23 protein-coding genes are annotated in these 20,904 nt (G+C 66.8%); 9 read left to right on the plus strand and 14 right to left on the minus strand.

The genetic code is table 11. The features are described 5' to 3' along the window. Positions 1-22: 22 nt before the first annotated feature. Positions 23-2,269 (plus strand): phosphoenolpyruvate--protein phosphotransferase, encoded by a 2,247-nt coding sequence (ptsP, locus tag FHG66_RS15535; RefSeq protein WP_139077984.1) that lies wholly within the window; start codon positions 23-25, stop codon positions 2,267-2,269. Between the two features lie 9 nt (positions 2,270-2,278). Here the strand turns inward: ptsP and FHG66_RS15540 are convergent, their stop codons facing one another. Together FHG66_RS15540 and FHG66_RS15545 are read right to left on the minus strand one after the other, a co-directional pair. Further along, a complete protein-coding gene (locus FHG66_RS15540; protein WP_139077985.1) occupies positions 2,279-3,103 on the minus strand; it encodes an EcsC family protein in 825 nt (274 codons plus the stop codon). A gap of 126 nt (positions 3,104-3,229) precedes the next feature. Next, the gene (locus FHG66_RS15545) at positions 3,230-3,730 is read right to left on the minus strand and encodes a GNAT family N-acetyltransferase (protein WP_139077986.1); all 501 of its coding nucleotides are present in this window, start codon (positions 3,728-3,730) and stop codon (positions 3,230-3,232) included. 83 nt (positions 3,731-3,813) lie between these two features. Here FHG66_RS15545 and FHG66_RS15550 point away from each other — a divergent pair, with 83 nt between their 5' ends. The 4 genes from FHG66_RS15550 to FHG66_RS15565 all read left to right on the plus strand — a co-directional run bounded on the left by FHG66_RS15550 (position 3,814) and on the right by FHG66_RS15565 (position 6,622). Next, positions 3,814-4,431, plus strand: a complete 618-nt coding sequence (locus FHG66_RS15550; protein WP_139077987.1) for a flavin reductase family protein — start codon at positions 3,814-3,816, stop codon at positions 4,429-4,431. Between the two features lie 75 nt (positions 4,432-4,506). Beyond that, positions 4,507-5,373 carry an S-methyl-5'-thioadenosine phosphorylase gene (locus FHG66_RS15555; protein WP_139077988.1) on the plus strand — a complete coding sequence of 289 codons (867 nt, stop codon included), beginning with the start codon at positions 4,507-4,509 and terminating at the stop codon, positions 5,371-5,373. Next, on the plus strand, positions 5,370-6,056 hold the full coding sequence (locus FHG66_RS15560; protein WP_139077989.1) for a hypothetical protein: 687 nt from the start codon (positions 5,370-5,372) through the stop codon (positions 6,054-6,056). Before FHG66_RS15555 ends, FHG66_RS15560 begins: the two co-directional genes overlap by 4 nt. A gap of 38 nt (positions 6,057-6,094) precedes the next feature. Next, a complete protein-coding gene (locus FHG66_RS15565; protein ID WP_139077990.1) occupies positions 6,095-6,622 on the plus strand; it encodes an adenine phosphoribosyltransferase in 528 nt (175 codons plus the stop codon). A gap of 10 nt (positions 6,623-6,632) precedes the next feature. Here the strand turns inward: FHG66_RS15565 and FHG66_RS15570 are convergent, their stop codons facing one another. The 12 genes from FHG66_RS15570 to coxB form a co-directional block, all read right to left on the minus strand. Continuing rightward, entirely contained in the window at positions 6,633-8,048 is a 1,416-nt protein-coding gene (locus tag FHG66_RS15570) for an FAD-binding oxidoreductase (RefSeq protein WP_139077991.1), read from the minus strand. A 35-nt stretch (positions 8,049-8,083) separates the two neighbouring features. Continuing rightward, a complete protein-coding gene (locus FHG66_RS15575; protein WP_139077992.1) occupies positions 8,084-8,896 on the minus strand; it encodes an MBL fold metallo-hydrolase in 813 nt (270 codons plus the stop codon). A gap of 57 nt (positions 8,897-8,953) precedes the next feature. Then, positions 8,954-9,496, minus strand: coding sequence for a GNAT family N-acetyltransferase (locus FHG66_RS15580; RefSeq protein ID WP_425471747.1), 543 nt, complete (start codon positions 9,494-9,496; stop codon positions 8,954-8,956). Between the two features lie 55 nt (positions 9,497-9,551). After that, positions 9,552-10,817 (minus strand): M16 family metallopeptidase, encoded by a 1,266-nt coding sequence (locus FHG66_RS15585; RefSeq protein WP_139077994.1) that lies wholly within the window; start codon positions 10,815-10,817, stop codon positions 9,552-9,554. Next, positions 10,814-12,202 carry a threonine synthase gene (gene thrC, locus FHG66_RS15590; RefSeq protein ID WP_139077995.1) on the minus strand — a complete coding sequence of 463 codons (1,389 nt, stop codon included), beginning with the start codon at positions 12,200-12,202 and terminating at the stop codon, positions 10,814-10,816. Before thrC ends, FHG66_RS15585 begins: the two co-directional genes overlap by 4 nt. Positions 12,203-12,211: 9 nt before the next feature. Beyond that, positions 12,212-12,997, minus strand: a complete 786-nt coding sequence (locus FHG66_RS15595) for a PhzF family phenazine biosynthesis protein (RefSeq protein WP_139077996.1) — start codon at positions 12,995-12,997, stop codon at positions 12,212-12,214. Further along, positions 12,994-13,671 (minus strand): SURF1 family protein, encoded by a 678-nt coding sequence (locus tag FHG66_RS15600; RefSeq protein ID WP_246082636.1) that lies wholly within the window; start codon positions 13,669-13,671, stop codon positions 12,994-12,996. The genes FHG66_RS15595 and FHG66_RS15600 overlap by 4 nt, the downstream gene beginning before the upstream one ends. Before the next feature lie 75 nt (positions 13,672-13,746). Further along, positions 13,747-14,547, minus strand: a complete 801-nt coding sequence (locus FHG66_RS15605; protein WP_139077997.1) for a cytochrome c oxidase subunit 3 — start codon at positions 14,545-14,547, stop codon at positions 13,747-13,749. A gap of 28 nt (positions 14,548-14,575) precedes the next feature. Further along, a complete protein-coding gene (locus tag FHG66_RS15610; protein ID WP_139077998.1) occupies positions 14,576-15,184 on the minus strand; it encodes a cytochrome c oxidase assembly protein in 609 nt (202 codons plus the stop codon). Next, positions 15,181-15,402 carry a hypothetical protein gene (locus FHG66_RS15615; RefSeq protein WP_139077999.1) on the minus strand — a complete coding sequence of 74 codons (222 nt, stop codon included), beginning with the start codon at positions 15,400-15,402 and terminating at the stop codon, positions 15,181-15,183. The genes FHG66_RS15610 and FHG66_RS15615 overlap by 4 nt, the downstream gene beginning before the upstream one ends. Before the next feature lies 1 nt (position 15,403). After that, entirely contained in the window at positions 15,404-16,339 is a 936-nt protein-coding gene (gene cyoE, locus FHG66_RS15620; protein ID WP_139078000.1) for a heme o synthase, read from the minus strand. Between the two features lie 97 nt (positions 16,340-16,436). Then, entirely contained in the window at positions 16,437-17,327 is an 891-nt protein-coding gene (gene coxB, locus FHG66_RS15625; RefSeq protein WP_139078001.1) for a cytochrome c oxidase subunit II, read from the minus strand. Positions 17,328-17,475: 148 nt separating this feature from the next. Here coxB and tldD point away from each other — a divergent pair, with 148 nt between their 5' ends. From tldD to FHG66_RS15645, 4 genes are all read left to right on the plus strand, one after another. Further along, positions 17,476-18,897 (plus strand): metalloprotease TldD, encoded by a 1,422-nt coding sequence (gene tldD, locus FHG66_RS15630; protein ID WP_139078002.1) that lies wholly within the window; start codon positions 17,476-17,478, stop codon positions 18,895-18,897. 63 nt (positions 18,898-18,960) lie between these two features. Beyond that, entirely contained in the window at positions 18,961-19,467 is a 507-nt protein-coding gene (locus tag FHG66_RS15635) for a cupin domain-containing protein (protein ID WP_218013867.1), read from the plus strand. Between the two features lie 10 nt (positions 19,468-19,477). Continuing rightward, positions 19,478-20,221, plus strand: a complete 744-nt coding sequence (locus tag FHG66_RS15640) for a phosphatase PAP2 family protein (RefSeq protein ID WP_139078004.1) — start codon at positions 19,478-19,480, stop codon at positions 20,219-20,221. Positions 20,222-20,314: 93 nt separating this feature from the next. Further along, a complete protein-coding gene (locus tag FHG66_RS15645) occupies positions 20,315-20,710 on the plus strand; it encodes a nuclear transport factor 2 family protein (protein WP_139078005.1) in 396 nt (131 codons plus the stop codon). Positions 20,711-20,904 lie beyond the last annotated feature (194 nt).

The following is a 20,904-nucleotide window of genomic DNA, read 5'->3' on the forward strand; positions in this document are numbered from 1 at the left end:
GATTTCCCCGAGAGGACAAGGTATGCCCGACCGGACCGAGAGCGAGAGCCGCAAGCTCTTGGGACGCCTGAGCGCGGTCATGGCCGCCACGAGCGTCGGCCAGACCCGCCTTGACCGGATCGTGCGGCTCATCGCCGACTCGATGGGCTGCGAGGTTTGCTCGATCTATCTTTTCCGGGATGCGGAAACCTTGGAGCTCTGCGCCACAGTCGGCTTGCAGCCCGAGGCCGTGCACCAGACCCGGATGCGGCTGGGCGAAGGGCTCGTGGGACGGACCGCCCGCGACCGCACGGTGATCAACACGGCCAACGCCCCGGCCGAGCGCGGCTTCCGATACATGCCCGAAACGGGGGAAGAGCGCTTCTCCTCGTTCTGCGGGGTTCCCATCCAGCGCCTGGGCGAGGCCTTGGGCGTGCTCGTCGTGCAGTCCCGGTCGGCCCGCATCTACACGCCCGACGAGGTCTATGCCCTTGAGGTCGTGGCCATGGTGCTGGCCGAGATGACCGAACTGGGGGCCTTCAACGGCGCCGAGGGCGGCTTGTCGCCCCGTCACCAGCGTCCGATCACGTTCCGGGGGATGTCGGGCCAGGAAGGGGCCGTGGCTGGCCGGGTCTTCCTCCACGAGCCGCGCGTGGTGGTCACCAACCCCATCTCGGACGATCCGGACCGGGAATCGGCACGGCTGGCCGCGGCCATCGAAGCCTTGCGCGCTCAGGTGGACGAGTTGCTGGCCGGCACCGCTCCCGTGGACGGCGAAGAGGTTGCGGTTCTTGAAGCCTATCGGATGTTCGCGAACTCCCGCTCCTGGCTGCGGCGGATGGAGGACGACATCCGCTCGGGGCTGACGGCCGAGGCTGCCGTGGAGAAGGAGCAGTCCCATGCCCGGGCCCGCATGGGCCAGGCCAGCGACGCCTATCTGCGCGAGCGGCTCCATGACCTCGACGACCTGTCGAACCGCCTGCTTCGGATCCTGACGGGCCAAGGCAGCGACACCGGTGTCGCCATGCCGAGCGATCCTGTGCTCGTGGCACGGAACATCGGGCCGGGCGAGCTCCTGGAGTACGGCAAAGGTACGCTCAAGGGTATCGTGCTGGAGGAAGGCTCGGTCGGCTCCCATGCGGCCATCGTGGCGCGCGCCTGGGCCATCCCGCTGGTGATCCGGGCCGAGGGAGTCCTGACCGAAGCCCTGAACGGCGACCTCATGCTGGTGGACGGCGAACAGGGGGTCGCGCACTTGCGGCCCGACGACACTGTGCGCAAGGCCTTTGAGGACAAGATCGCCATGCTGGCCCGCGCGCAGGAGCGCTATGCAGGCCTTCGCGACCTGCCCGCCCAAGCGCTCTGCGGCACGGTGATCTCGCTCCACATGAACGCGGGTCTGATGGCGGACCTGCCCTCGCTTCCCAGTTCGGGCGCCGAGGGGGTGGGCCTGTTCCGGACCGAGTTGCAGTTCCTCGTCCGCAACCAGATGCCCAAGCGGGCCGAGTTGTCGGCGCTCTATGCGCGGGTCGTGGACGCGGCCAAGGGCAAGCGCGTGGCCTTTCGCACCTTGGACATCGGATCCGACAAGGTGCTGAGCTACATGAAGCCCCAGGACGAGCCCAACCCCGCCATGGGCTGGCGCGCGATCCGGCTGGGGCTGGACAAGCCCGGCGTGCTGCGGATGCAGATCCAGGCGCTGATCCGCGCGGCCTCGGGACGGCACCTGACTGTCATGTTTCCCTTCATCGCCAACCCCGGCGAGTTCCGCCTCGCGCGGGCCGAGTTCAACAAGGCCATGGAGCGCGAGCGCATCTTGGGCCACCCCCTCCCCTCCGAGGTGGAGGTGGGCGCGATGCTGGAAACGCCGAGCCTCGCCTTTGCCTCCTACGCCTTCTTCCGCGAGGTGGACTTCCTGTCGGTAGGCGGCAACGACCTCAAGCAGTTCTTTTTCGCCGCCGACCGGGAGAACGAAAAGGTTCGGCGGCGCTACGACATGCTGGAGTCATCTTTCCTGGAACTTCTGTCCGGCATCGTCGGCCGCTGTGCCTCGGCCGGGACGCCGCTCAGCTTCTGCGGGGAGGACGCGGGACGGCCTGTGGAGGCCGTGGCCCTGGCGGCCATGGGCTTCCGTACGCTGTCGATGCGGCCAGCCTCCATCGGCCCGGTCAAAAGCCTGATCCGTCGGGTCAACCTGCAGGAGGCGCGCAAGGTGATCGACGACGCCCGCATCCGCGGCGACGAGTCGGTGCGCCCCGCGCTGACCGACTGGCTGGCGCGACAGCCCTGAGGCCCTGCCTCAGGCCTGCTTCACCGGGATCTCGCCCTCGGCCAGCACCTTGTGGAAATGGTCCAGCACCGGCCCTTCCCCATGGAGCCGCGCCAGGCGGCGAAGGCCGAAATGCACATGGGCCATCTCGACATAATAGTCGATAAAGGCCCAGTTGGTGCCCGCTCCCGCCGCCGCCCCGAGGATCGGTACGGCCTGGGAGGCGAGCTTTTGGCCAATCACCGCCCCAAAGCGGGGAGCCACCCGCGCCACCAACCGGTTGATCGCCGTTCCCGAAAGGGACAGACGCGCGCCGAGGAAGGACGTGTCAACCGCGTCGTCCGACTTGCTGGCCGCCCCTCCGGCACCGAACACGCGCAGGCATTCGACCCGGGTTTCCTCTGACAGGGGATCCTCGCCATGCAGCTCGGCCACGCCCTGCACGGCCCGGAAGATGATGGTGGTGGCAAGCGGCAGTTCCGCGAGCGCGGTGGCGAGCCCGCCCGCCCCGCCCATCGCGCCGGAGAAGGCAGCCAAGGCCTTGTGCGCCCGATCGCCCGTGACCCACGAGGCCCAAGCGACCAGTCGCCCCTCGCCCGTTCGGGTTCTAGCCGCTGCGTCGTAGCTTCGCAGCAACGCCGCCTGTGCGGCCTTGTCGATCTGGCTCCGGACCGGCTTGGGCAGGACCTTCAACCCATCCTCGACCGAGCCACCGATCAGGTTGACTGCCTTCATCAGGATGCCACCCGCCCCCTTCTGGCGGCGGGCAAGGACGGCAATCTCCTGCTTCTCGGCTTGGCCGAGCGGCAGGGGCGGGTTGTCGGGGTTCACTTCCCTGAGGTGCGGCTTGCTCATGCCAGTGAGAATGGGGCATCGCCCACACCGTTTCAATGCGGCCCTGCCGATCCCTTGTGTCGGCCCGAGAGTTCAGCGTCGTTTCAAGCACCTGAATACGCCGCATCCTTGCGATACCCCAGAGGCTCAGGCCAGGGCGCGGATGACCGGGCCGGTCACATCCTCCCAGGAGCCATCCCGCAGCTCGACCCCTAGGATGCGATCCGGGTTCGTGGGGGGCGGCATTTCGACCCCATGGAGCCTGCAAAAGCCGAAGCGCTGATAGTAGGGCAGATCCCCCACGAGCATGACCCGGCTCCACCCGCCCTCGCGGGCAAGGTCCAGGACACGAAGGATCAGCGCGGCACCCAACCCCTCGCCCTGATGGGTGGGGTGCACCGCCACGGGCCCCAGCAGCAGCGCCCATCTGCGCCCCCCGGGGCTGTCGATCCGCACGGGCCAATTCCGGATCGCCCCGGCGAGTGAGCCGTCCGCGTCGCGCGCCACGAGGCACAGCGCTGCCACGGGCGCCACGCCGTCGCGGAGGCGATAGGAGGACAGCGCCTCACGCCCAGGCGCAAAGCACAGGTCCAGAAGCGCCTCGACTTCCCACCAGTCATCGGCCGTCTCCTCGGCGAGCCGGATCATGTGCTTTCCTCGACTCCCCTGGGCCTGCAGGCGCGCCGCCCCTATCATGGCAGGAGCCCCAGTCAATGCAGGGAACGCATCGGATGTTCTATCGCCCCGCCGACGGCCACGGCCTGCGCCACAATCCCTTTCATGCCGTCGTGTCGCCTCGTCCAATCGCCTGGATCTCCACCAGGGGACTCGACGGCGTGGACAATCTGGCGCCCTATTCCTTCTTCAACGCCATGGCGTCCGAGCCGCCGCAGGTCGTCTTCGGCTCGTCCGAAACCAAGCCCGACCGCGACGGCACCAAGGATTCGCTGGGCAACATCCGCGACACCGGCGTCTTCTGCATCAACATCGTGGAGTTCGCCGCCCGCGAGGCCATGAATGCAAGCTCGGCTCCCCACCCGCGCGAGGTGGACGAGTTCGGGGCTGCCGGTATTGCCAAGGCGTCCTGCGAGACGATTCCCTGCGTCCGGGTGGCCGGAGCGCCTGCCGCCCTGGAATGCCGGCTGACCCGCATCGTGCGGCTGGCGGGGGACGCCAACTATGCCGTTTTCGGCGTGGTGACGGGCGTGCACCTGCGGGACGATTGCCTGGTGGACGGCCGCCTCGACGTGACCCGCTACCATCCCTTGTCGCGCCTGGGCTACCGGGACTACGCCGTCGTGCAGGAGGTGTTCCAGATGGCCCGTCCTCGCGCGATCCCGACGCGCTGAACCTGCCGTCCGGCAAGTGGTTGCGCGGGACTGCCTCTGGAGGCAGGGTTCGGACGGGCGACGGGCGGGAACGGCATGACGGTGCATCTGGGACTGATCGGCGGCTCTGGCCTTTACGGGCTGGTCCTCGACGATGCCGAGTGGCGTCCCATCGAGACGCCCTGGGGTGCTCCGTCGGATGCGATCCTCACGGGCCGGCTGGGCGGCATGCCGGTCAGCTTCCTGCCGCGTCACGGCCGCAGCCATGTCCATGCGCCCGGCGAGTTGCCTGCGCGAGCCAACATCGCCGCGCTTAGGATGCTTGGCGTAACGGACGTCGTTTCGATCTCGGCCGTGGGCTCCTTCCGTGAGAAGATGGCACCGGGCGACATCGTTGTGGTGGACCAGTTCGTGGACCGGACGGTGGGCCGGCCGGCCTCGTTCTTCGGGACCGGCTGCGTGGCGCACGTCAGCCTCGCCCAGCCCACCTGCCCGCGCCTGTCGCGGCTTGCGGCCGATGCGGCCGAGGCCGCGGGCGCGACGGTCCATCGGGGGGGAACCTATCTCTGCATGGAAGGACCGCAGTTCTCCTCGCGGGCCGAGTCGCGGTTGTGGCGCGAAGTCTGGGGCTGCGACGTGATCGGCATGACGGCCCTGCCCGAAGCGCGCCTCGCTCGTGAGGCGGAGCTTTGCTACGCCACGGTCGCCATGGTGACGGACTACGACTCCTGGCACGAGGGACACGGCGCAGTGGATGTCGCCGCCGTGCTGGCGGTGCTGGCCGCCAATGTGGCATTGGCCCGGGATCTGGCCACGCTTCTTCCGGAGCGCCTGGCCGAAAGGGGTATGCCTTGTCGGGACGGCTGCGATCGCGCGCTTGACCATGCGCTGATCACCGCTGCCGATCGTCGCGACCCGGCGCTGCTGGAGCGCCTCCGCACCATCGCGGGTCGCGTGCTTTGAAGCTTGGCGCCCTCTTGCTGGCAGGGCTCCTGGGCTTCGGGGCAGCCGCGGCTGCCGAGGACGACTTCCTCGTGACCTCGGGCAAGCTGTCCTCCGAGGATTTCTACCGGCTGGTGTCCTGTCGGGCGCTGCCGGGCGGGCCATGCACCGTCGACCCGGTGCGCTGGTCCCCTTCGCGGGCGCAGGACCTGGCCGTGGGCTTCGCGCCGGTGCCGTCGACCTATCCGCCCCAGATGATCCGGCGCATGAGCGGTGCCGTGGATCACGCCATAGCCGAGATCAACGCCGCAGGCGCCGCGCTGCAGTTGCGCCGGGCCCGCAAAGGTGAACCTCCCGACATCACTTTTCACCTCGCCCCCGTCCGCGAGGGCGACTCCATCGAAGGGACCGGACTTGCCGGCGTGGACGGGCAGGTCATCGGGGCGGCCCTCGTAACCATCTGGTGGGACGAAGGCGAGGATCTGGCCGAGGCCGTCATCGTGATGGCCGCGAACCTGCCATTGTCGGATGTCGGGCCCGTCGTGCTTGAGGAACTGACCCAGGCCATGGGCCTGATGACCGACATCCGCAACCCGGCCTATGACGGCATCTCCGTCTTTTCGGAGGATTCGAACTCCGTCACCCGGCTGGGCCCGCAGGACCGCGAGGCCCTGCGCCGTCACTATCCGCCACAGGACCCCTGATGCGCGGCCCTTGTCCCTTTCAACCCTCTGGAGAAGCCATGTCCGTCAAGGACTACATCCGCACGATCCCAGATTTCCCGGCGCCGGGGATCATGTTCCGCGACGTGACGACCCTGTTCGGTGACCCGCGCGGGTTCAGGATGGCCGTGGACCAACTTCTTCTGCCCTGGGCGGGCGTGCGGATCAACAAGGTCGCGGGTCTTGAGGCGCGCGGCTTCATCTTGGGCGGTGCGGTCGCGCACCAGCTTTCGGCGGGCTTCGTGCCGATGCGCAAGAAGGGCAAGCTGCCCGGCCGGACCATCGAGCAGGCGTACAAGCTCGAGTACGGGACCGCCGTGCTGGAAGTTCACGACGATGCCATCCGTCCCGGCGAAAAGGTTCTCCTCGTAGACGATCTCCTCGCGACCGGCGGCACCGCCGAGGCGGGGCTGAGCCTCATCGGTCAGCTAGGCGGCGATGCGGTCGGCTGCGCCTTTGTCGTCGACCTGCCGGATCTTGGTGGGCGGCAGCTCTTGGAGACGACCGGCCACCGCGTCCATGCACTCTGTTCGTTTGCGGGGCACTGACCGCAGAGGGTCAGCCTTGGAATCGCAGAACGGCACCGGGGTTCAGGATGCCGTTCGGGTCCAACGCCGCCTTGACCGCACGCATCATCGACAGCTTCACGGGGTCACCGTAACGTTCGAGGTCCGCGACCTTGAGCCGCCCCACCCCGTGCTCGGCCGCGACCGAACCGCCACGCGCATGAACGAGGTCATGCACGATCTCCTTGACCCGGCTCCTCAGCGCGTCGTGCTCGGACCGTGGCACGCCTTTGTGCGCGAAGACGTTGAAGTGCAGATTGCCATCACCCAGATGGCCGAAGCAGTTGACGCGGAACGGTCCCAAGGCCGCCAACGCGGCCTCGGCTTGGGGGATGAAGGGCGCGATCTCGGACAAAGGCAGCGAGATGTCATGCGAGGAGACCGAACCGATACGCCGGTTCGCCTCTGGTATCCGCTCGCGCAGTTCCCATAGCGCCGCGCCCTGCGCCTCGGATGCGGCCAGGACGCCATCGGTGACAAGGCCCCGCTCGCTCCCTTCGAGAAAGATCCGCTCTAGGGCGCCCTGCGGCTCAAGACCTTCGGGTAACCCCAACTCGATCAGGACCGACCAGTCCGGGACCGGTCGGAGCGGCGATACCCCCAGCCCCGTCTCCTCCAGAAAGTCGAATCCCATCCGGCCCATCAGTTCGAAGCCCTGCACGGCGTCCCCGTAACGCCCCTGCGCGAGCCCCAGGAGATCCAGCGCCGCGGCTGGCGACGGCACCGCAAGGAGGGCCACGCCGATGGCGGCCGGAGGCTGAACCAGCCGCAGCGCCGCCGCCGTGATGATCCCGAGCGTGCCTTCCGACCCGATCAAGAGGTCGCGCAGGTCGTAGCCCGCGTTGTCCTTGCGCAGCCGAGACAGCCCGTGCCAGACCTCTCCCTGTGCAGTGACCGCCTCAACGCCAAGGCACAGCGCGCGCGCGTTGCCGTAGCGCAGCACCTGGGTTCCCCCCGCATTGGTCGCGAGCAGCCCGCCGATCCGGGCCGAGCCTTCGGAGGCCAGCGACAAGGGGAACAGGCGCCCTTCCCTTTGCGCCCGCCCCTGTACATCGGCCAGGATGACCCCGGCCTCGGCGACCAGCACGTTCTCGGCCGGAAGAACGGCCCTTATCCGGTCCATCCGCGCGAGGCTCAGGATCACCGGCGCGACCCCTTCGGACATGAGTTGGCCTCCGACAAGGCCTGTGCCGCCGGAATGAGGGACCACCGGCACCCGCGCCTCGTGGCAGGCGCGAAGGATGGCAGCGACCTCCTCGGTGGAACCAGGGGCCAGCAGCAGCCCTGTCCCGCGGAACCGGCCGCGCGGCTCGGTCAGGTGATGTTCCTCGGCCTCGCGGAAGGTGGCGGCAGGCAGATGAGCGCGGAGCGCATCGAAGAAGGCGGGGGTCACGGGCGCAAGGGTCATGCGCCCAAGTTGCACCCCGCCGCCCGGCCGACAAGTCAGTTGTCCGACAGCAGCCTGGGTTCAAGCACGATGACGGTCGGCTGATCCGGCAAGTCGGCCAGGGTCAGGACGAGGTCGCTCGTCTCCCGCCGGTCCACGACATATCCGGCTTCGTTTTCCATGTCGGCCAGAAAGGAATCCAACGTGCCGCGCCCAAACCAGTGCATCGGAATGACGATGCGGGACCGAAATCTTTCCAGGGACCGCACCAGCGTCGGGTGGTCGAGCGTGAGGCCCCCATCCACCGGCACCATCACCACGTCGAGCCGCCCCAGAAAGGCATAGTCCTCTGGCGTGGGCTCATGGTGCAGGTGGCCCAGATGGCCGATGCACAGGCCGCCGGCCTCGAAGACGAAGATGGAGTTGCCGTCGGGCTCCACGCCGCCGAAGCGGCCCCGGATGTCGGTGGGCACGTTCCGGATCAGCATCTCGCCTAGATCGAGGTTGTGCCGCGCGGCCTGCCCACCTTCGGCCCAACCGCGCAGGACATGGGGAATGGCGGGATCGGGCGCCTCGGTCCAATGGGTGCCGTGCGCATGGTTCATCGTCACCACGTCCGGCAGAAAATCCACGTTACCCAGAAAACCCGTGAAATCCGTCGCCACCGAAACCGACAGGGTCTGGATCAGGAACATGGCATGATCGACATAGCTGATCCGCACGCTGTCAACCGGAACCGGTTCGCGGAAGCTCGCAGACACCAGCCGCTCGGGCCCTTGGGCCAGGGCGATGCAGTGGCTGGGAATCCGCTCCTGCGCGAAAGCAGGCAGTGCTGTCAGCAGGGTCAGGGCAAGGGATGCTATACGCATGGCTGGAAGGCTAGCGAGCCATGCGGCCACGTCACCCCACGAATCCGAGAGCAACGCTCAGCCGACGTCTGTGCGCCCACGCCGATCGTTGCGCAGGTTGGCGTAGAGCACATGATTCCGCCAGCGGCCGTTGATCTGGAGATAGCTCTGCGCCACCCCCTCGTACTTGTAGCCGCAGCCCTCGAGAAGCCGGCGGGAGGGGGTGTTCTCGGGCAGGCAGCCAGCCTCGATCCGGCTCAGGTCCAGCACGGTGAAGGCGTAGTTCACCAAGGACAGCACCGCCTCGCGCATGTAGCCATGCCGCGCGAAGGGCTGGCCGATCCAGTAGCCCGTGGTCCCGGACTGCGCAGGGCCACGCCGGATGTTGTCCAGCGTGATCGCGCCTAAAAGCATTCCGTCCTCGCGACGGATCAGGAACAGCGGCACCGCCGTCCCGGTCGCGATGGAGTGCCGGGCCCAGCCCACGCGGTTGGTAAAGGCCCGGCGGCTCAGGTGGTCATGCGCCCACAGGGGCTCCCAGGGTTTCAGGAAATCCTCCGAGTCGCGCCTGAGCGCGGACCAGGCACGCCAATCCCCCATCTGCGGGGGCCGAAGCACCATCCGCTCGGTTTCAAGCCGAAGCTCCCTGCGACGGAAGATCACGGATGTCCCATGCTCAGGCCGCGAGCCTGTCCCGCACGGCATCGAGAGTCGGCGCGGCTTCGGCCGGGCCATAGACCGCGAGCGCCGTGCCCGTATCGCCCGCCATTCGTGCGGAAAAGTCGCGGACATCCTGCGTAGTGACAGCCTCCACCTTGGCGATCTGCTCCTCGACCGTCGGCACGCGACCCCAGATCGACAGCATCCGCGCCAAACGTTCGGCCCGGTTGGAGGGGCTCTCTAGGCCCATCAGCATGCCAGCCTTCATCTGCGCCCGCGACCGCGCGACCTCGGCCTCGGTCATGTCGTCGGCCGCGCGCTTCAGTTCGTCCACGGTGATGCCGACCAGCTCGACGATGTCCTCGGCGCTGGTCCCGGCGTAGATCGTGCTGAGGCCCGTGTCCTCATAAGCCCCAGCCTGGGCGAAGATGGTGTAGCAAAGACCCCGGTTCTCCCGGATCTCCTGGAACAGCCGGGACGACATGCCGCCGCCCATCGCCGTGGCCCAGATCTGCGCCGTGTGGATCGCCGGGTCGCGATAGTCCGGGCCTTCGAGGGCCAGCGCGAAGTGCACCTGCTCCAGAGCTTTGATCTCGCGCCGCTCGCCACCCTGCCAGCGGGCAGGCTGGATCAGCGACGGACGATGAAGGGGGCTCAGGTGCCCAAACAGCTGCTCCGCCGCGCGGCAGATCGCGTCATGGTCCACGGCGCCCGCAGCGCATAGAATCATCTGGCCCGGCCCGTAGTGCTCGGATACGAAGCGCCGCAGATCGTCCTTGCCGAAGCTGCTTACCCGCTCGCTTTCGCCCAGGATTGTGCGCCCGAGCGGCTGGTCCGGATAGGCGACCTCCTGCAGCCAGTCGAAGACGATATCGTCCGGCGTGTCGAGCGTCTGCCCGATCTCCTGAAGGATCACGCCCCGCTCGACCTCGATCTCCTCGGGGGCGAAGACGGGGTTCAGCAGGATGTCCGCGATCACGTCGAGCGCGAGATCCACGTCGTCCTCGAGGACGCGGACATAATAGGCCGTCATCTCGCGCGAGGTGTAGGCGTTGATATAGCCGCCCACATCCTCGATGGCTTCGGCGATCTCCAGGGCGCTGCGGCGCGCGGTGCCCTTAAAGGCCATGTGTTCGAGGAAATGGGCAATGCCGTTCTGCTCGGCTCGTTCGTGCCGCCCGCCGGCCAGGACCCAGACGCCGATGGCGGCAGATTTGAGGCCCGGCATGGTTTCGGTAGCGATGCGGAAGCCGTTGGACAGGGTATGAAGTCGGACGCTCACGTGCGGATGCGCTCCCGAATGAGGTTTTTCAGGCTATCGAGGTCGTTGGGAACCCTCGTCACCCGCTCTGGACGGTCATACAGGTCGGCCATGCGCGGCGGAAGAGGGGGCCGGATCCCCGTGGCGGCCTCGACCGCCGCCGGGAACTTGGCCGGATGCGCGGTGGCGAGGGTCACCATGGGTGTCTCTCCCAGATAGGTCTCTGCCACATGAACGCCAACCGCCGTATGCGGGCAGATCAACTCACCCGTGGTCGCAAGAACGCGAGCGATGGTGGCCGAGGTTTCCTCCTCCGAGGCACGGCCGGAGGCGAACCAGTCCCGCAAGGTCTCGATGGCGCCCTGCCCTACCTTGAAGCCCCCCTCCTCGCGCAGCGACGCCATCGCCGCCGTGACCGCTTGCGCGTCGCGCCCATACGCGTCGAAGAGCGCCCGTTCGAAGTTCGAGCTCACCTGGATGTCCATGGACGGGCTGATCGAGGGAACGACACCCTCCTTGCGGTGGTCGCCCGACACCATCGTACGGTGCAGGATATCGTTCTGGTTGGTCGCGATGACCAGCCGCTCGATGGGAAGCCCCATACGGCGGGCGATCAGTCCCGCGTAGATGTCGCCAAAGTTCCCCGTGGGCACGGTGAAGCTGACTGACCTGTGCGGCGCACCAAGGCTGACGGCGGCCGTGAAGTAATAGACCACCTGCGCCAGGACCCGCGCCCAGTTGATCGAGTTCACCCCTGCAAGAGCCACGCCGTCTGCGAACGTCCGATCCGCGAACATGGCCTTGAGCGCTGCCTGGCAGTCGTCGAAATCCCCATCCATGGCCAGCGCATGAACGTTGCCCTCGCTGGGCGTGGTCATCTGCCGGCGCTGCACCTCTGAGACCCGACCATGCGGGTAGAGGATGAACACGTCGACGCCCTGAAGGCCGCGGAACGCCTCGATGGCCGCCGACCCGGTGTCGCCCGAAGTCGCGCCGACAATGGTGATGCGCCCGCCCGACCGGCCCAGAGCCGCTTGGAACAGCTGCCCGATAAGCTGCATCGCCACGTCCTTGAACGCGAGCGTGGGGCCGTGGAACAGTTCTAGCAGAAAATGATTCGGCCCAAGCTGGACCAAGGGCACGCGCGCGACGTGGCCGAAGCCACCATACGCGGCCTCGATCAGCCGCCGGAACTCGTCGGGCTCGAAGCTGTCGCTGACAAAGGGCCGCATGATGCGGAAGGCCGCTTCCTCGAACGGCAGCTCGGCGAGGGCGGCAATCTCCTCGGGGTTCAAGACGGGCACGACCTCGGGCACGTAAAGGCCACCATCCGATGCAAGGCCGGTCATCATGGCCCGCTCGAAGTCGAGGGCGGGGGCGTTCCCCCGGGTGGAGATGTAGCGCATGAAGGAACCTCAGTCGGGCAGGTCGATATGGCCGCGCAGGGTGGTGACGGCCGAGCCGGTCAGGAAGACGCGTTGCGGCGCCAGTTCGCAGTCGAGCCGGCCTGCGCGCCGGGACGCCTGCACGGCCGTCAAGCGATCACGCCCCAGGCGCCCGGCCCAGAACGGAACCAGCGTGGCATGTAGCGATCCGGTCACCTGATCTTCGGGGATGCCGCCGGACGGCCAGAAGAAGCGGGACACGCAATCCGCGTCGTGGCCGGGTGCGGTCAGGCAGAAGCCCCCGGCCAGATACTGGGCGATCAGGCCGAAGTCCGGCTCGAAGCCCCGGACGTCTTTCTCCGACTCGACTTCGATGCACAGAACTTCATCCGCCTTGAAGGCCGAGCGATACCCCGAGACCCAGAACGGGAGTTCCCTCAGCGTCACCGGCCTCGGCTCGATCCGGGGTAGGTCGAGCCTGTAGCGGCACGGCTGCTCGACCCGCACCTTCAGGGCGCCGACCCGCTGCGTCTGGAAGGAGATCTCGCCCGTCCGTCCCATCTCGGCGGCAAGCACATGGGCCGCGGCCAACGTCGCGTGCCCGCAAAACGCCACCTCTTGGACGGGGGTGAACCAGCGCAGGTCCCAGGCACCGACCCGTGGCATAACAAAGGCCGTCTCGGCCTGGTTCATTTCCTGCGCGACGGCTTGCATCAGGTGATCGGGCAAAGGCTCGTCGAGCACCATGACCGCAGCCGGATTGCCGGAGAAGGCCCGGTCGGTGAAGGCATCGACCAAGTGGAGCGGGTATCTCATGCGACACCCCGCCGAACCCGTCCTACAAGAACCAGGCTCATCACCGCCCAGACGAGCGCCAGTCCGAACCAGGTGACCGCGTATTCGTAATGGTCGTTCGGGATCCCTGCCGTATCCACAGGAATCGGGATGGTGCCCAGTTCCGCCCCCTCGATGCTGCGCGCCACGACTAGCACAGGCTCGGTTCGCAGCGCCGTTGCCATCGCAGACAGTTCGCGGGCGAACCACATGTTCCTTTGGAGGTCGGGAGGCGGCGTCCAGGAGTCGGTCTCATTGGGCCAGAGCAGGTTGCCGGTCACTTTCAACTGCTCGGCCAATCGGGGACGATCCTTGTCCGCCTCAGGGGCGAATCCGAGGTCTACCAGGATCCGCCGATCGGCCACCGTCATCACCGACACCACACGGTAGCCCGTGCCTTCACCCTGAAGGGAGGTCAGCACCGGGGCTTCTTCGCCACCCAAGGCCCCTGTGACCGTCACAGGTCGGTACTGGTCGGCCATCGGATCGAGAGCCTCGACAGCAGGGAGGTCCGTCGGCTCCGCGCCGATCCGCGCCTCGATTCGGGCCAGCAGTTCTTCCTTCTGGGCCATGCGCCGCAACTGCCACGCCCCAAGGCTGCACAGGACCGCAACCCCGACCAAGGCCATCACGACAGGAAACCAGAGCCGCTTCACGGGGATCCTCTCAATGCGAAACGCGCGGGGAACTCCCCGCGCGTAGATCGGGCCGAAGCCAAAAACAGCGAGGAATCAGGCACCCCAGATGTAGATGGAGGCAAAGAGGAACAGCCAGACCACATCGACGAAGTGCCAGTACCAGGCCGCCGCTTCGAAGCCGACATGCTTCTCGGGCGTGAAGTCACCCTTGTAGGTCCGGAACAGGCAGACGGCGAGGAACAGGGTCCCGATGATCACGTGCGCGCCGTGGAAGCCGGTCGCCATGAAGAAGTTCGCGCCATAGATATTTCCGGCAAAACCGAAAGCCGCATGGCTGTATTCGTAACCTTGGAAGAACGTGAACAGCAGGCCCAGCCCGATGGCGAGCCACAGGCCGTACTTCATGTCCTGTTTGTTGTTCTCGTGGACGAGGGCGTGGTGCGCCCAGGTCGCAGCCGCGCCCGAGCAGAGCAGGATCAGGGTGTTGATCAGCGGCAGATGCCAGGGGTCAAAGGTCTCGATGCCGGGCGGGGGCCAGACGCCATCCACGGCGGGCGATTCGGGGCCCATCGGGTACATGGCGTGCTTGAAGAACGACCAGAACCAAGCCGCGAAGAACATCACCTCGGACATGATGAAGAGGATGAAGCCGTAGCGCAGGCCGATGCGGACCACAGGGGTGTGATCGCCCACGCGGCTTTCCGCGATCACGTCGGCCCACCACCCGTACATGGTGTAAAGAACGGCCACGAGACCGATCAGGAACAACCAGGGGCCTGACCCGTGCATCCAGAGCGTCGCCCCGAACAGCATGACGAAGGCCCCGACCGATCCGACGAAAGGCCAGATGGAGGGTGGCAGGACGTGGTAATCGTGGTTCTTCGCGTGTGCCATCTCGGCGTTTCCCCTCTCGGTCGCGGCGTCAGTCTATGGACGCTTGCGGCGCGGCTGTCAAAGGCCCGCCGGAGACGTCCTGGAGGGCGGCCTGCGTATCGGGCCCGGCCTCCTCGGGCAGGTCGATCTTGTAGAAGGTGTAGCCCAAGGTGATCTCGTGGACGAACTTGCCCTCGGGATCCTCGATCATCTCCGGGTCCACGTAGAAGCTGACGGGCATCTGAACGGTCTGGCCCGGCTGAAGGATCTGCTCGGTGAAGCAGAAGCATTGGACTTTAGTGAAATAGCCACCAGCTGCATCGGGGACGACGTTGTAGGTGGCCTGCCCTGCGATGGGTTCGTTCGTCGGATTGTGAGCCTCGTAGAAGGCGAGATTCGATTCGCCTAGGCGGACGGTCATCTGACGCTCGACCGGCCTGAAGGTCCAGGGAAGGTCCTTGTCCACGGTCGCGTCGAAGCGGACCACAACGGTATCTTCGATTACCGCAATACCCTCGCCGGTCCCGGTGCTGACCGTCCCGGCAAAGCCCGTAACCCGGCAGAACCAGTCGTAGAACGGAACGGCCGCGAAGCTGAGCGATGCCATGACGACCACGAGGCCGACAGCGCCCAATGCAGTGCGAGCCTGGGGGGTCATGGCGTTCCTCCGCTGCCTTGGACCGCTTCGTCTTCGCTGACGATCTGCGGCCGTGAAACGTGGTCGAAGCTCTCGAATTCCCGGATGTCCGCCAGGGACAGCACCTTCACCACCGTGAGCCCGAAGACGATGGCGACCAGCCCCGCCAGGATCAGGCCCAGGCCCAAGTTACGGCCCCAGCGGCGCTGATGCAGCTCGTGTTCGACGCGGATGGCCATGTCAGGCTCCCAAATAAGGGCCGAGGCTCGCTTCGATGAGGAGGGCCCCGAAATGAAGGAACAGATAGATGAGCGACAGCTTGAACGCCTGCCGTTCGGCAGCAAAGCGGTCAGCGTCCGATTGGGCCCGGTCGCGACGCCACACCTGCCAGCACGCCCGCACGAACAGGACGTTCAGAACGAGGCTCGCCGCCAGGTAGATCGGGCCGGCAACTGCGGTGAGCCCCAGCCCCAGCGAAACGGGCACGAGGGCCAGTGCGTAGGCCAGGATGTGGTTGCGGGTCGTCCGGTCGCCATGCGTCTCGGTCAGCATGGGGACTTCGGCCAAGCCGTAGTCGCCCCGGACAAACAGCGCGAGAGCCCAGAAGTGCGGGGGTGTCCACATGAACACGAGCAGGACCATAAGAACAGGCGCCCATGCGAAGCTGCCGGTGGCTGCAACCCAGCCGACCAGCGGCGGCAAGGCACCGGCCAGTCCACCGATGACGATGTTCTGAGGGGTGCGGCGTTTGAGCCAAATGGTGTAAACGACGACATAGAAGAAGATGGTGAAGGCCAGGAGCCCCGCAGCGAGCCAGTTCGACGCGAGGCCCAGCAGCATCACCGAAAAGCCGGACAGCGCGAGACCCAGAGCCTTGGCTTCTCCCGGCGCGACGCGGCCCGAGGGGACGGGCCGGCTTTTGGTGCGCCGCATGATCGCGTCGATATCGGCGTCCCACCACATGTTCAGCGCGCCCGACGCCCCTCCGCCCACCGCGATGCAGAGGATGGACACGAACGCCACGAACGGGTGGACCGGGAGTGGGGCGGCGATCAGTCCCACCATGGCCGTGAAAACAACCAGCGACATGACGCGCGGCTTGAGCAAGGCCCAGTAGTCGCCCATCCCGGCCTCGCCAGGAACGCTCAGGGGGGCGGAAAGGCTGGCGTCGCTCATGGAACCGTCCTGCGATGGATCGATGGATCACATAAGAGAAGCGGCGCCTCAGGGACAGGCCCGGGCGCCGCGACGTGGTGCCGCTCCCTGGCTGGGATCAGCTTGCGGGGGCGGGGAAATCGACCTTGGCCTGCTCCAGCCAGGTGGCATAAGCCTCGGGCGAAACGACGCGCACCTGGATCGGCATGAAGGCGTGGTCCTTGCCGCAGAGTTCCGAGCACTGGCCGAAGAAGATGCCTTCCTCCTCGGCCTCGAACCACAGATGGGCCAGTCGGCCGGGCACGGCATCCTGCTTCACGCCAAAGGCCGGGATCGTCCAGGAGTGGATCACGTCGCCCCCGGTGACTGTCATCACAACGGTCGCACCCACGGGAACGACGACGGAGGTGTCTGTGGCCAGCTTGAAGTGGGCGTCGGTGAACCCGGCTTCCTGCAACTGGGCGCTGATGCCTTCGTTCAGGTTCCCCTCGCCGTAGCCGATCATGTAGCTGTCGAACGAGATGGCCTCATCGGGGTAGTCGTAGTGCCAGTACCACTGGTAGCCGGTCACCTTGATATGGATGTCACCCTCGGGGATCTCCTGCTGATTGAACAGCACGGGGAGCGAGAAGGACCCGATGAACACAAGGATCACGATGGGAACCACAGTCCACGCAATCTCAAGCGGAGAATTGTGGGTGAAGCCCGCGGGCTTGGGATTCCGCCGCTCATTGTAGCGATAGATCACCCACAGCAGCAGCGCCGTGACGAACAGCACGATGACCAGGATGATCCAGTCCACCATCTGGCCAAGCCAGTGCGTGTCCTCGGCGATGCTGGTAGCAGAAGGCTGGAAGTTGACGCCGTTCGGACGCGGCTGACCGATGATGGGCAGACCGTCCACCGTCGCTTCCACCCCGTTCGCGGCCTCTTGCGCCCAAACGGCGGCGCCAAGGAAGGCCGTCCCCGTAGCGGCGGCGAGCGTTCGGATGGGGTGGAACAGGCGCATGGGCAGGTCCTCAACGAGCGCGGATAAGGTGACAGGGGCGCGAGAGCCCCTGTCGGACGCGCGCCTCATCCCATATCCTGATGGGCATAACAAGCTGCGCGTTGTCGCATCCCGCCCCCCCGCGGCCCTGTCTCACGAGGAGTTTCCAATGGCCTCCGCCCCTTTCCGCCCCTTCGAGGAGCTGCTCGACCGCGACTCCGCCCTGTCCCGCCTGCGGGAGGCTGTGGCTGGAGCTGACGACGGGGAGCTTTTCCTGGAACGGCGCCGCGCCGAGGTTCTGGGCTTCGACGACGGCCGCCTCAGGACGGCGAGCTTCGACGCCTCCGAAGGTTTCGGCCTGCGCGCCGTTCACGGCGAGACGTCGGGTTACGCCCATTCGACCACGATCGACGAACCCGCCCTGGCCCGCGCGGTGGCGACGGCCCGGCTTGCGGTGGGGACAGGCGGCGGAACCCTGTCCGCGCCGCCCCCCAAGACGAACCGCCGCCTTTATGGCGACGCCGACCCGATGGAGGGCGCGGCCTTCGGTCTCAAGGTGGATACGCTGCGCGAGATCGACGCCTTTGCCCGCGCCCTTGACCCCCGCGTGGTGCAGGTGTCGGCCACGCTTTCCGCCTCGCATCAGGAGGTAGCGATCTTGCGGCCCGAGGGCGATCTCGTGACGGATGTGCGGCCCATGTCGCGGCTCAACATCTCGGTCATCGTAGAGGAGAACGGGCGCCGCGAGGCCGGAGGGCATGGCTCGGGCGGGCGGCACGGCCTTCTTGGCCTGATCGACCGCGCCACTTGGGAGGAAACGACGCGCGAGGCGCTGCGAATCGCGGTCGTGAACCTGGGCGCGCAAGCCGCGCCGGCCGGCGTGATGGACGTCGTCCTCGGGCCCGGCTGGCCGGGCATCCTGCTGCACGAGGCCGTGGGGCATGGGCTTGAGGGCGACTTCAACCGCAAGGGCACCTCGGCCTTTGCGGGCCTCATGGGGCAGCAGGTGGCGGCGCGGGGTGTGACGGTGCTCGATGACGGGACGATACCGGACCGGCGCGGCTCGATCACCGTGGACGACGAAGGAACGCCCTCGGGCAAGAACGTCCTCATCGAGGACGGGATCCTCGTCGGCTACATGCAGGACCGCCAGAACGCCCGTCTGATGGGCGTGAACCCCACCGGTAACGGCCGCCGCCAGAGCTTTGCCCACATCCCGATGCCGCGCATGACCAATACCTACATGCTGGCGGGCGACGCCGACCCCGCGTCGATGGTCGCGGACCTCAGGGACGGGATCTACGCCGTGGGCTTTGGCGGCGGGCAGGTGGACATCACCTCTGGCAAGTTCGTGTTCAGCTGCACCGAGGCCTACCGTGTGCGGAACGGCCAAGTGCAGGAGCCGGTCAAGGGCGCGACCCTGATCGGCGACGGTGCGACGGCTCTCAGGCAGATCCGAGCCATAGGCAACGACATGCAACTCGACCCTGGCATCGGAAACTGCGGCAAGGCGGGACAGTGGGTGCCCGTGGGCGTCGGGCAACCAAGCTTGCTGATGGGCGGCCTTACCGTCGGCGGCGCGGCGGCGTGACCCTGGCCATACTGCCTGCCCAGCCTATCCCTTATGCGGGTGTTGGCTGGGCAGGAGGGGGCATTGACCGAAGCGACGGACGACTCGGCGGTGGAGGCGCACCGGCTTTTCGACGATGGGCGCCTTCCCAACAGCCCCCTGCCTGTCCTCGTCTATCACGGGGTTCAGGCCGGAAATGGGTTCGAGAAGCTTTTCGCCGCCAACGGCTGGACGGGAGCCTGGCGCGACGGAGTCTACGACTTCCATCACTACCATTCGACGGCCCATGAGGTGCTGGGCTGCACCCGAGGCCGTGCGCGCCTGCGTCTGGGCGGACCATCCGGCCTGACCCTGGAGGTCGTTCCCGGCAGCGTGGTCGTGATTCCCGCAGGCGTCGCCCATTGTGCGGAGGAGTCGAGCCACGACTTCCAAGTAGTAGGCGCCACGGCGGGAGGGCTCGACTGGGACATCAACAGGGGCAACCCCGGCGAAAGGGCCCGGACTATTCCCGCCATCGCCGCGGTACCCTTGCCGAAGGCCGACCCCTTAGGGGGCATCGGGGGTGTGCTCCCACGGCTCTGGCAATCGTGACAGCCCGGCCATGAGAAGTCCTCTTAAACCACCAAGGTCTGCGACTGGCCTTCGACCGCTCCTTGCCCTGGCCGAGTCCAGAACGCTCCTGTTCGTGCTCCTGACGGCCACCGCGCTCTGGTCCTTTGTCGGACTGGCCGGCGAGGTGTCCGAAGGGGAGACGCACGCCTTCGACGAGACCCTCCTGCTCGCCTTCCGCTCGTCCACTGATCTGTCCGATCCTATCGGTCCCCCCGTGGTCGAGACCGCCGTGCGCGACATCACCGCCTTGGGCGGCGTGACGGTGCTGACCTTCGTCACCCTGTCGGTCATGGGGGCCCTGGCGCTCCGCCGGCATGGACGGTCCGCGCTGTTCCTGGGCGTGGCCGTCGCCGGCGGGCAGGCGCTCTCTCATCTGTCCAAGGCCTACTTCGACCGCCCGCGCCCTGATCTCGTCTCGCACGGGACCGAGTACGTGTCGACCTCCTTCCCCTCCGGGCATTCGGTCATGGCAGCGGTGACCTGGCTCACTCTGGCGGTGATGCTGGCCCGGGCCGAGCCCAAGCGGCGCATGAAGGCCTACTGGATCGTCCTCGCCACCCTCGTCACCTCTGCCGTCGGTGTCAGCCGGGTCTACCTGGGCGTCCACTGGCCGTCCGACGTGCTGGCGGGCTGGACCCTTGGGGCAGGCTGGGCCTTTCTTTGCCTGCTCGTAGCGCGCTGGCTGGACCGGAAGGGCAGCATCGAGCCCGAGCGTGACGAGGGAAACGGATGATCGACCGCCGCAACCTTCGGCGCGCTCGGCTTCGTGGAACCCGGCGGTGGTGCTGCGGCTTCTGACTTCGACATCAGAAAAGGGAGACCGGACATGGCCGGCATGGCGGACACTTTCGCGGAATCGCTCCAGAAGACCGAGGAAACACGCGATCCCGATCACTTGGTCAGGCTGTTCGCCGACGAGGCGGAGTTGCGCAACCTCGCCATCGCGCATCATGGCATCGAAGGCGCGCGCCAGTTCTGGCAAACCTATCTGGACCAGTTCGATGAGATCCGCTCTGAATTCAGCCACCGCATCGAGGCCGACGGTCAGGTCGCCTTGGTTTGGACCTCGCAGGGAGCCCTCAAGGGCGGGCATCCGATCACCTACAGGGGCGTCAGCGTGGTCGAGTTCACGGGCGACAAGGTCATGCGATTCGAAACCATCTACGACTCTGCGGCCTTTCTTGTAGGGGACGCTCAGGCCAAGGTCGTGGACCGAAGCTGACCCGGATGCCGGTCCGGGCGGGAGGCCGAGGACTCTACACTGGACAAGGGAACCGAAGGCTAGGCACGAGCGTTTCAGTTTGTTGGCGATTTGGTAGTTTCACGTTTCATTAACCTTGTTGGTCTAGAACGATTCTCGTAGCAGGCGAGGATCAGGATGGCCGGTGACACTTCCGCTCACCCCCCCCCCCCCCC

Source organism: Rubellimicrobium rubrum, from assembly GCF_006152115.1.
GTDB classification, from domain to species: Bacteria; Pseudomonadota; Alphaproteobacteria; order Rhodobacterales; family Rhodobacteraceae; genus Rubellimicrobium; species Rubellimicrobium rubrum.

What these genes read in the sequence shown, in the direction of transcription:
- FHG66_RS15570 (WP_139077991.1), bottom strand. Translation starts at nt 8,048, where the DNA reads ATGACCCTTGCGCCCGTGACCCCCGCCTTCTTCGATGCGCTCCGCGCT.
- FHG66_RS15555 (WP_139077988.1), top strand. Translation starts at nt 4,507, where the DNA reads ATGACGGTGCATCTGGGACTGATCGGCGGCTCTGGCCTTTACGGGCTG.
- ptsP (WP_139077984.1), top strand. Translation starts at nt 23, where the DNA reads ATGCCCGACCGGACCGAGAGCGAGAGCCGCAAGCTCTTGGGACGCCTG.
- FHG66_RS15550 (WP_139077987.1), top strand. Translation starts at nt 3,814, where the DNA reads ATGTTCTATCGCCCCGCCGACGGCCACGGCCTGCGCCACAATCCCTTT.
- FHG66_RS15595 (WP_139077996.1), bottom strand. Translation starts at nt 12,997, where the DNA reads ATGAGATACCCGCTCCACTTGGTCGATGCCTTCACCGACCGGGCCTTC.
- thrC (WP_139077995.1), bottom strand. Translation starts at nt 12,202, where the DNA reads ATGCGCTACATCTCCACCCGGGGGAACGCCCCCGCCCTCGACTTCGAG.
- FHG66_RS15575 (WP_139077992.1), bottom strand. Translation starts at nt 8,896, where the DNA reads ATGCGTATAGCATCCCTTGCCCTGACCCTGCTGACAGCACTGCCTGCT.
- FHG66_RS15610 (WP_139077998.1), bottom strand. Translation starts at nt 15,184, where the DNA reads ATGACCCCCCAGGCTCGCACTGCATTGGGCGCTGTCGGCCTCGTGGTC.
- FHG66_RS15540 (WP_139077985.1), bottom strand. Translation starts at nt 3,103, where the DNA reads ATGAGCAAGCCGCACCTCAGGGAAGTGAACCCCGACAACCCGCCCCTG.
- FHG66_RS15640 (WP_139078004.1), top strand. Translation starts at nt 19,478, where the DNA reads ATGAGAAGTCCTCTTAAACCACCAAGGTCTGCGACTGGCCTTCGACCG.
- FHG66_RS15565 (WP_139077990.1), top strand. Translation starts at nt 6,095, where the DNA reads ATGTCCGTCAAGGACTACATCCGCACGATCCCAGATTTCCCGGCGCCG.
- tldD (WP_139078002.1), top strand. Translation starts at nt 17,476, where the DNA reads ATGGCCTCCGCCCCTTTCCGCCCCTTCGAGGAGCTGCTCGACCGCGAC.
- FHG66_RS15605 (WP_139077997.1), bottom strand. Translation starts at nt 14,547, where the DNA reads ATGGCACACGCGAAGAACCACGATTACCACGTCCTGCCACCCTCCATC.
- FHG66_RS15580 (WP_425471747.1), bottom strand. Translation starts at nt 9,496, where the DNA reads ATGGTGCTTCGGCCCCCGCAGATGGGGGATTGGCGTGCCTGGTCCGCG.
- FHG66_RS15545 (WP_139077986.1), bottom strand. Translation starts at nt 3,730, where the DNA reads ATGATCCGGCTCGCCGAGGAGACGGCCGATGACTGGTGGGAAGTCGAG.
- cyoE (WP_139078000.1), bottom strand. Translation starts at nt 16,339, where the DNA reads ATGAGCGACGCCAGCCTTTCCGCCCCCCTGAGCGTTCCTGGCGAGGCC.
- FHG66_RS15615 (WP_139077999.1), bottom strand. Translation starts at nt 15,402, where the DNA reads ATGGCCATCCGCGTCGAACACGAGCTGCATCAGCGCCGCTGGGGCCGT.
- coxB (WP_139078001.1), bottom strand. Translation starts at nt 17,327, where the DNA reads ATGCGCCTGTTCCACCCCATCCGAACGCTCGCCGCCGCTACGGGGACG.
- FHG66_RS15645 (WP_139078005.1), top strand. Translation starts at nt 20,315, where the DNA reads ATGGCCGGCATGGCGGACACTTTCGCGGAATCGCTCCAGAAGACCGAG.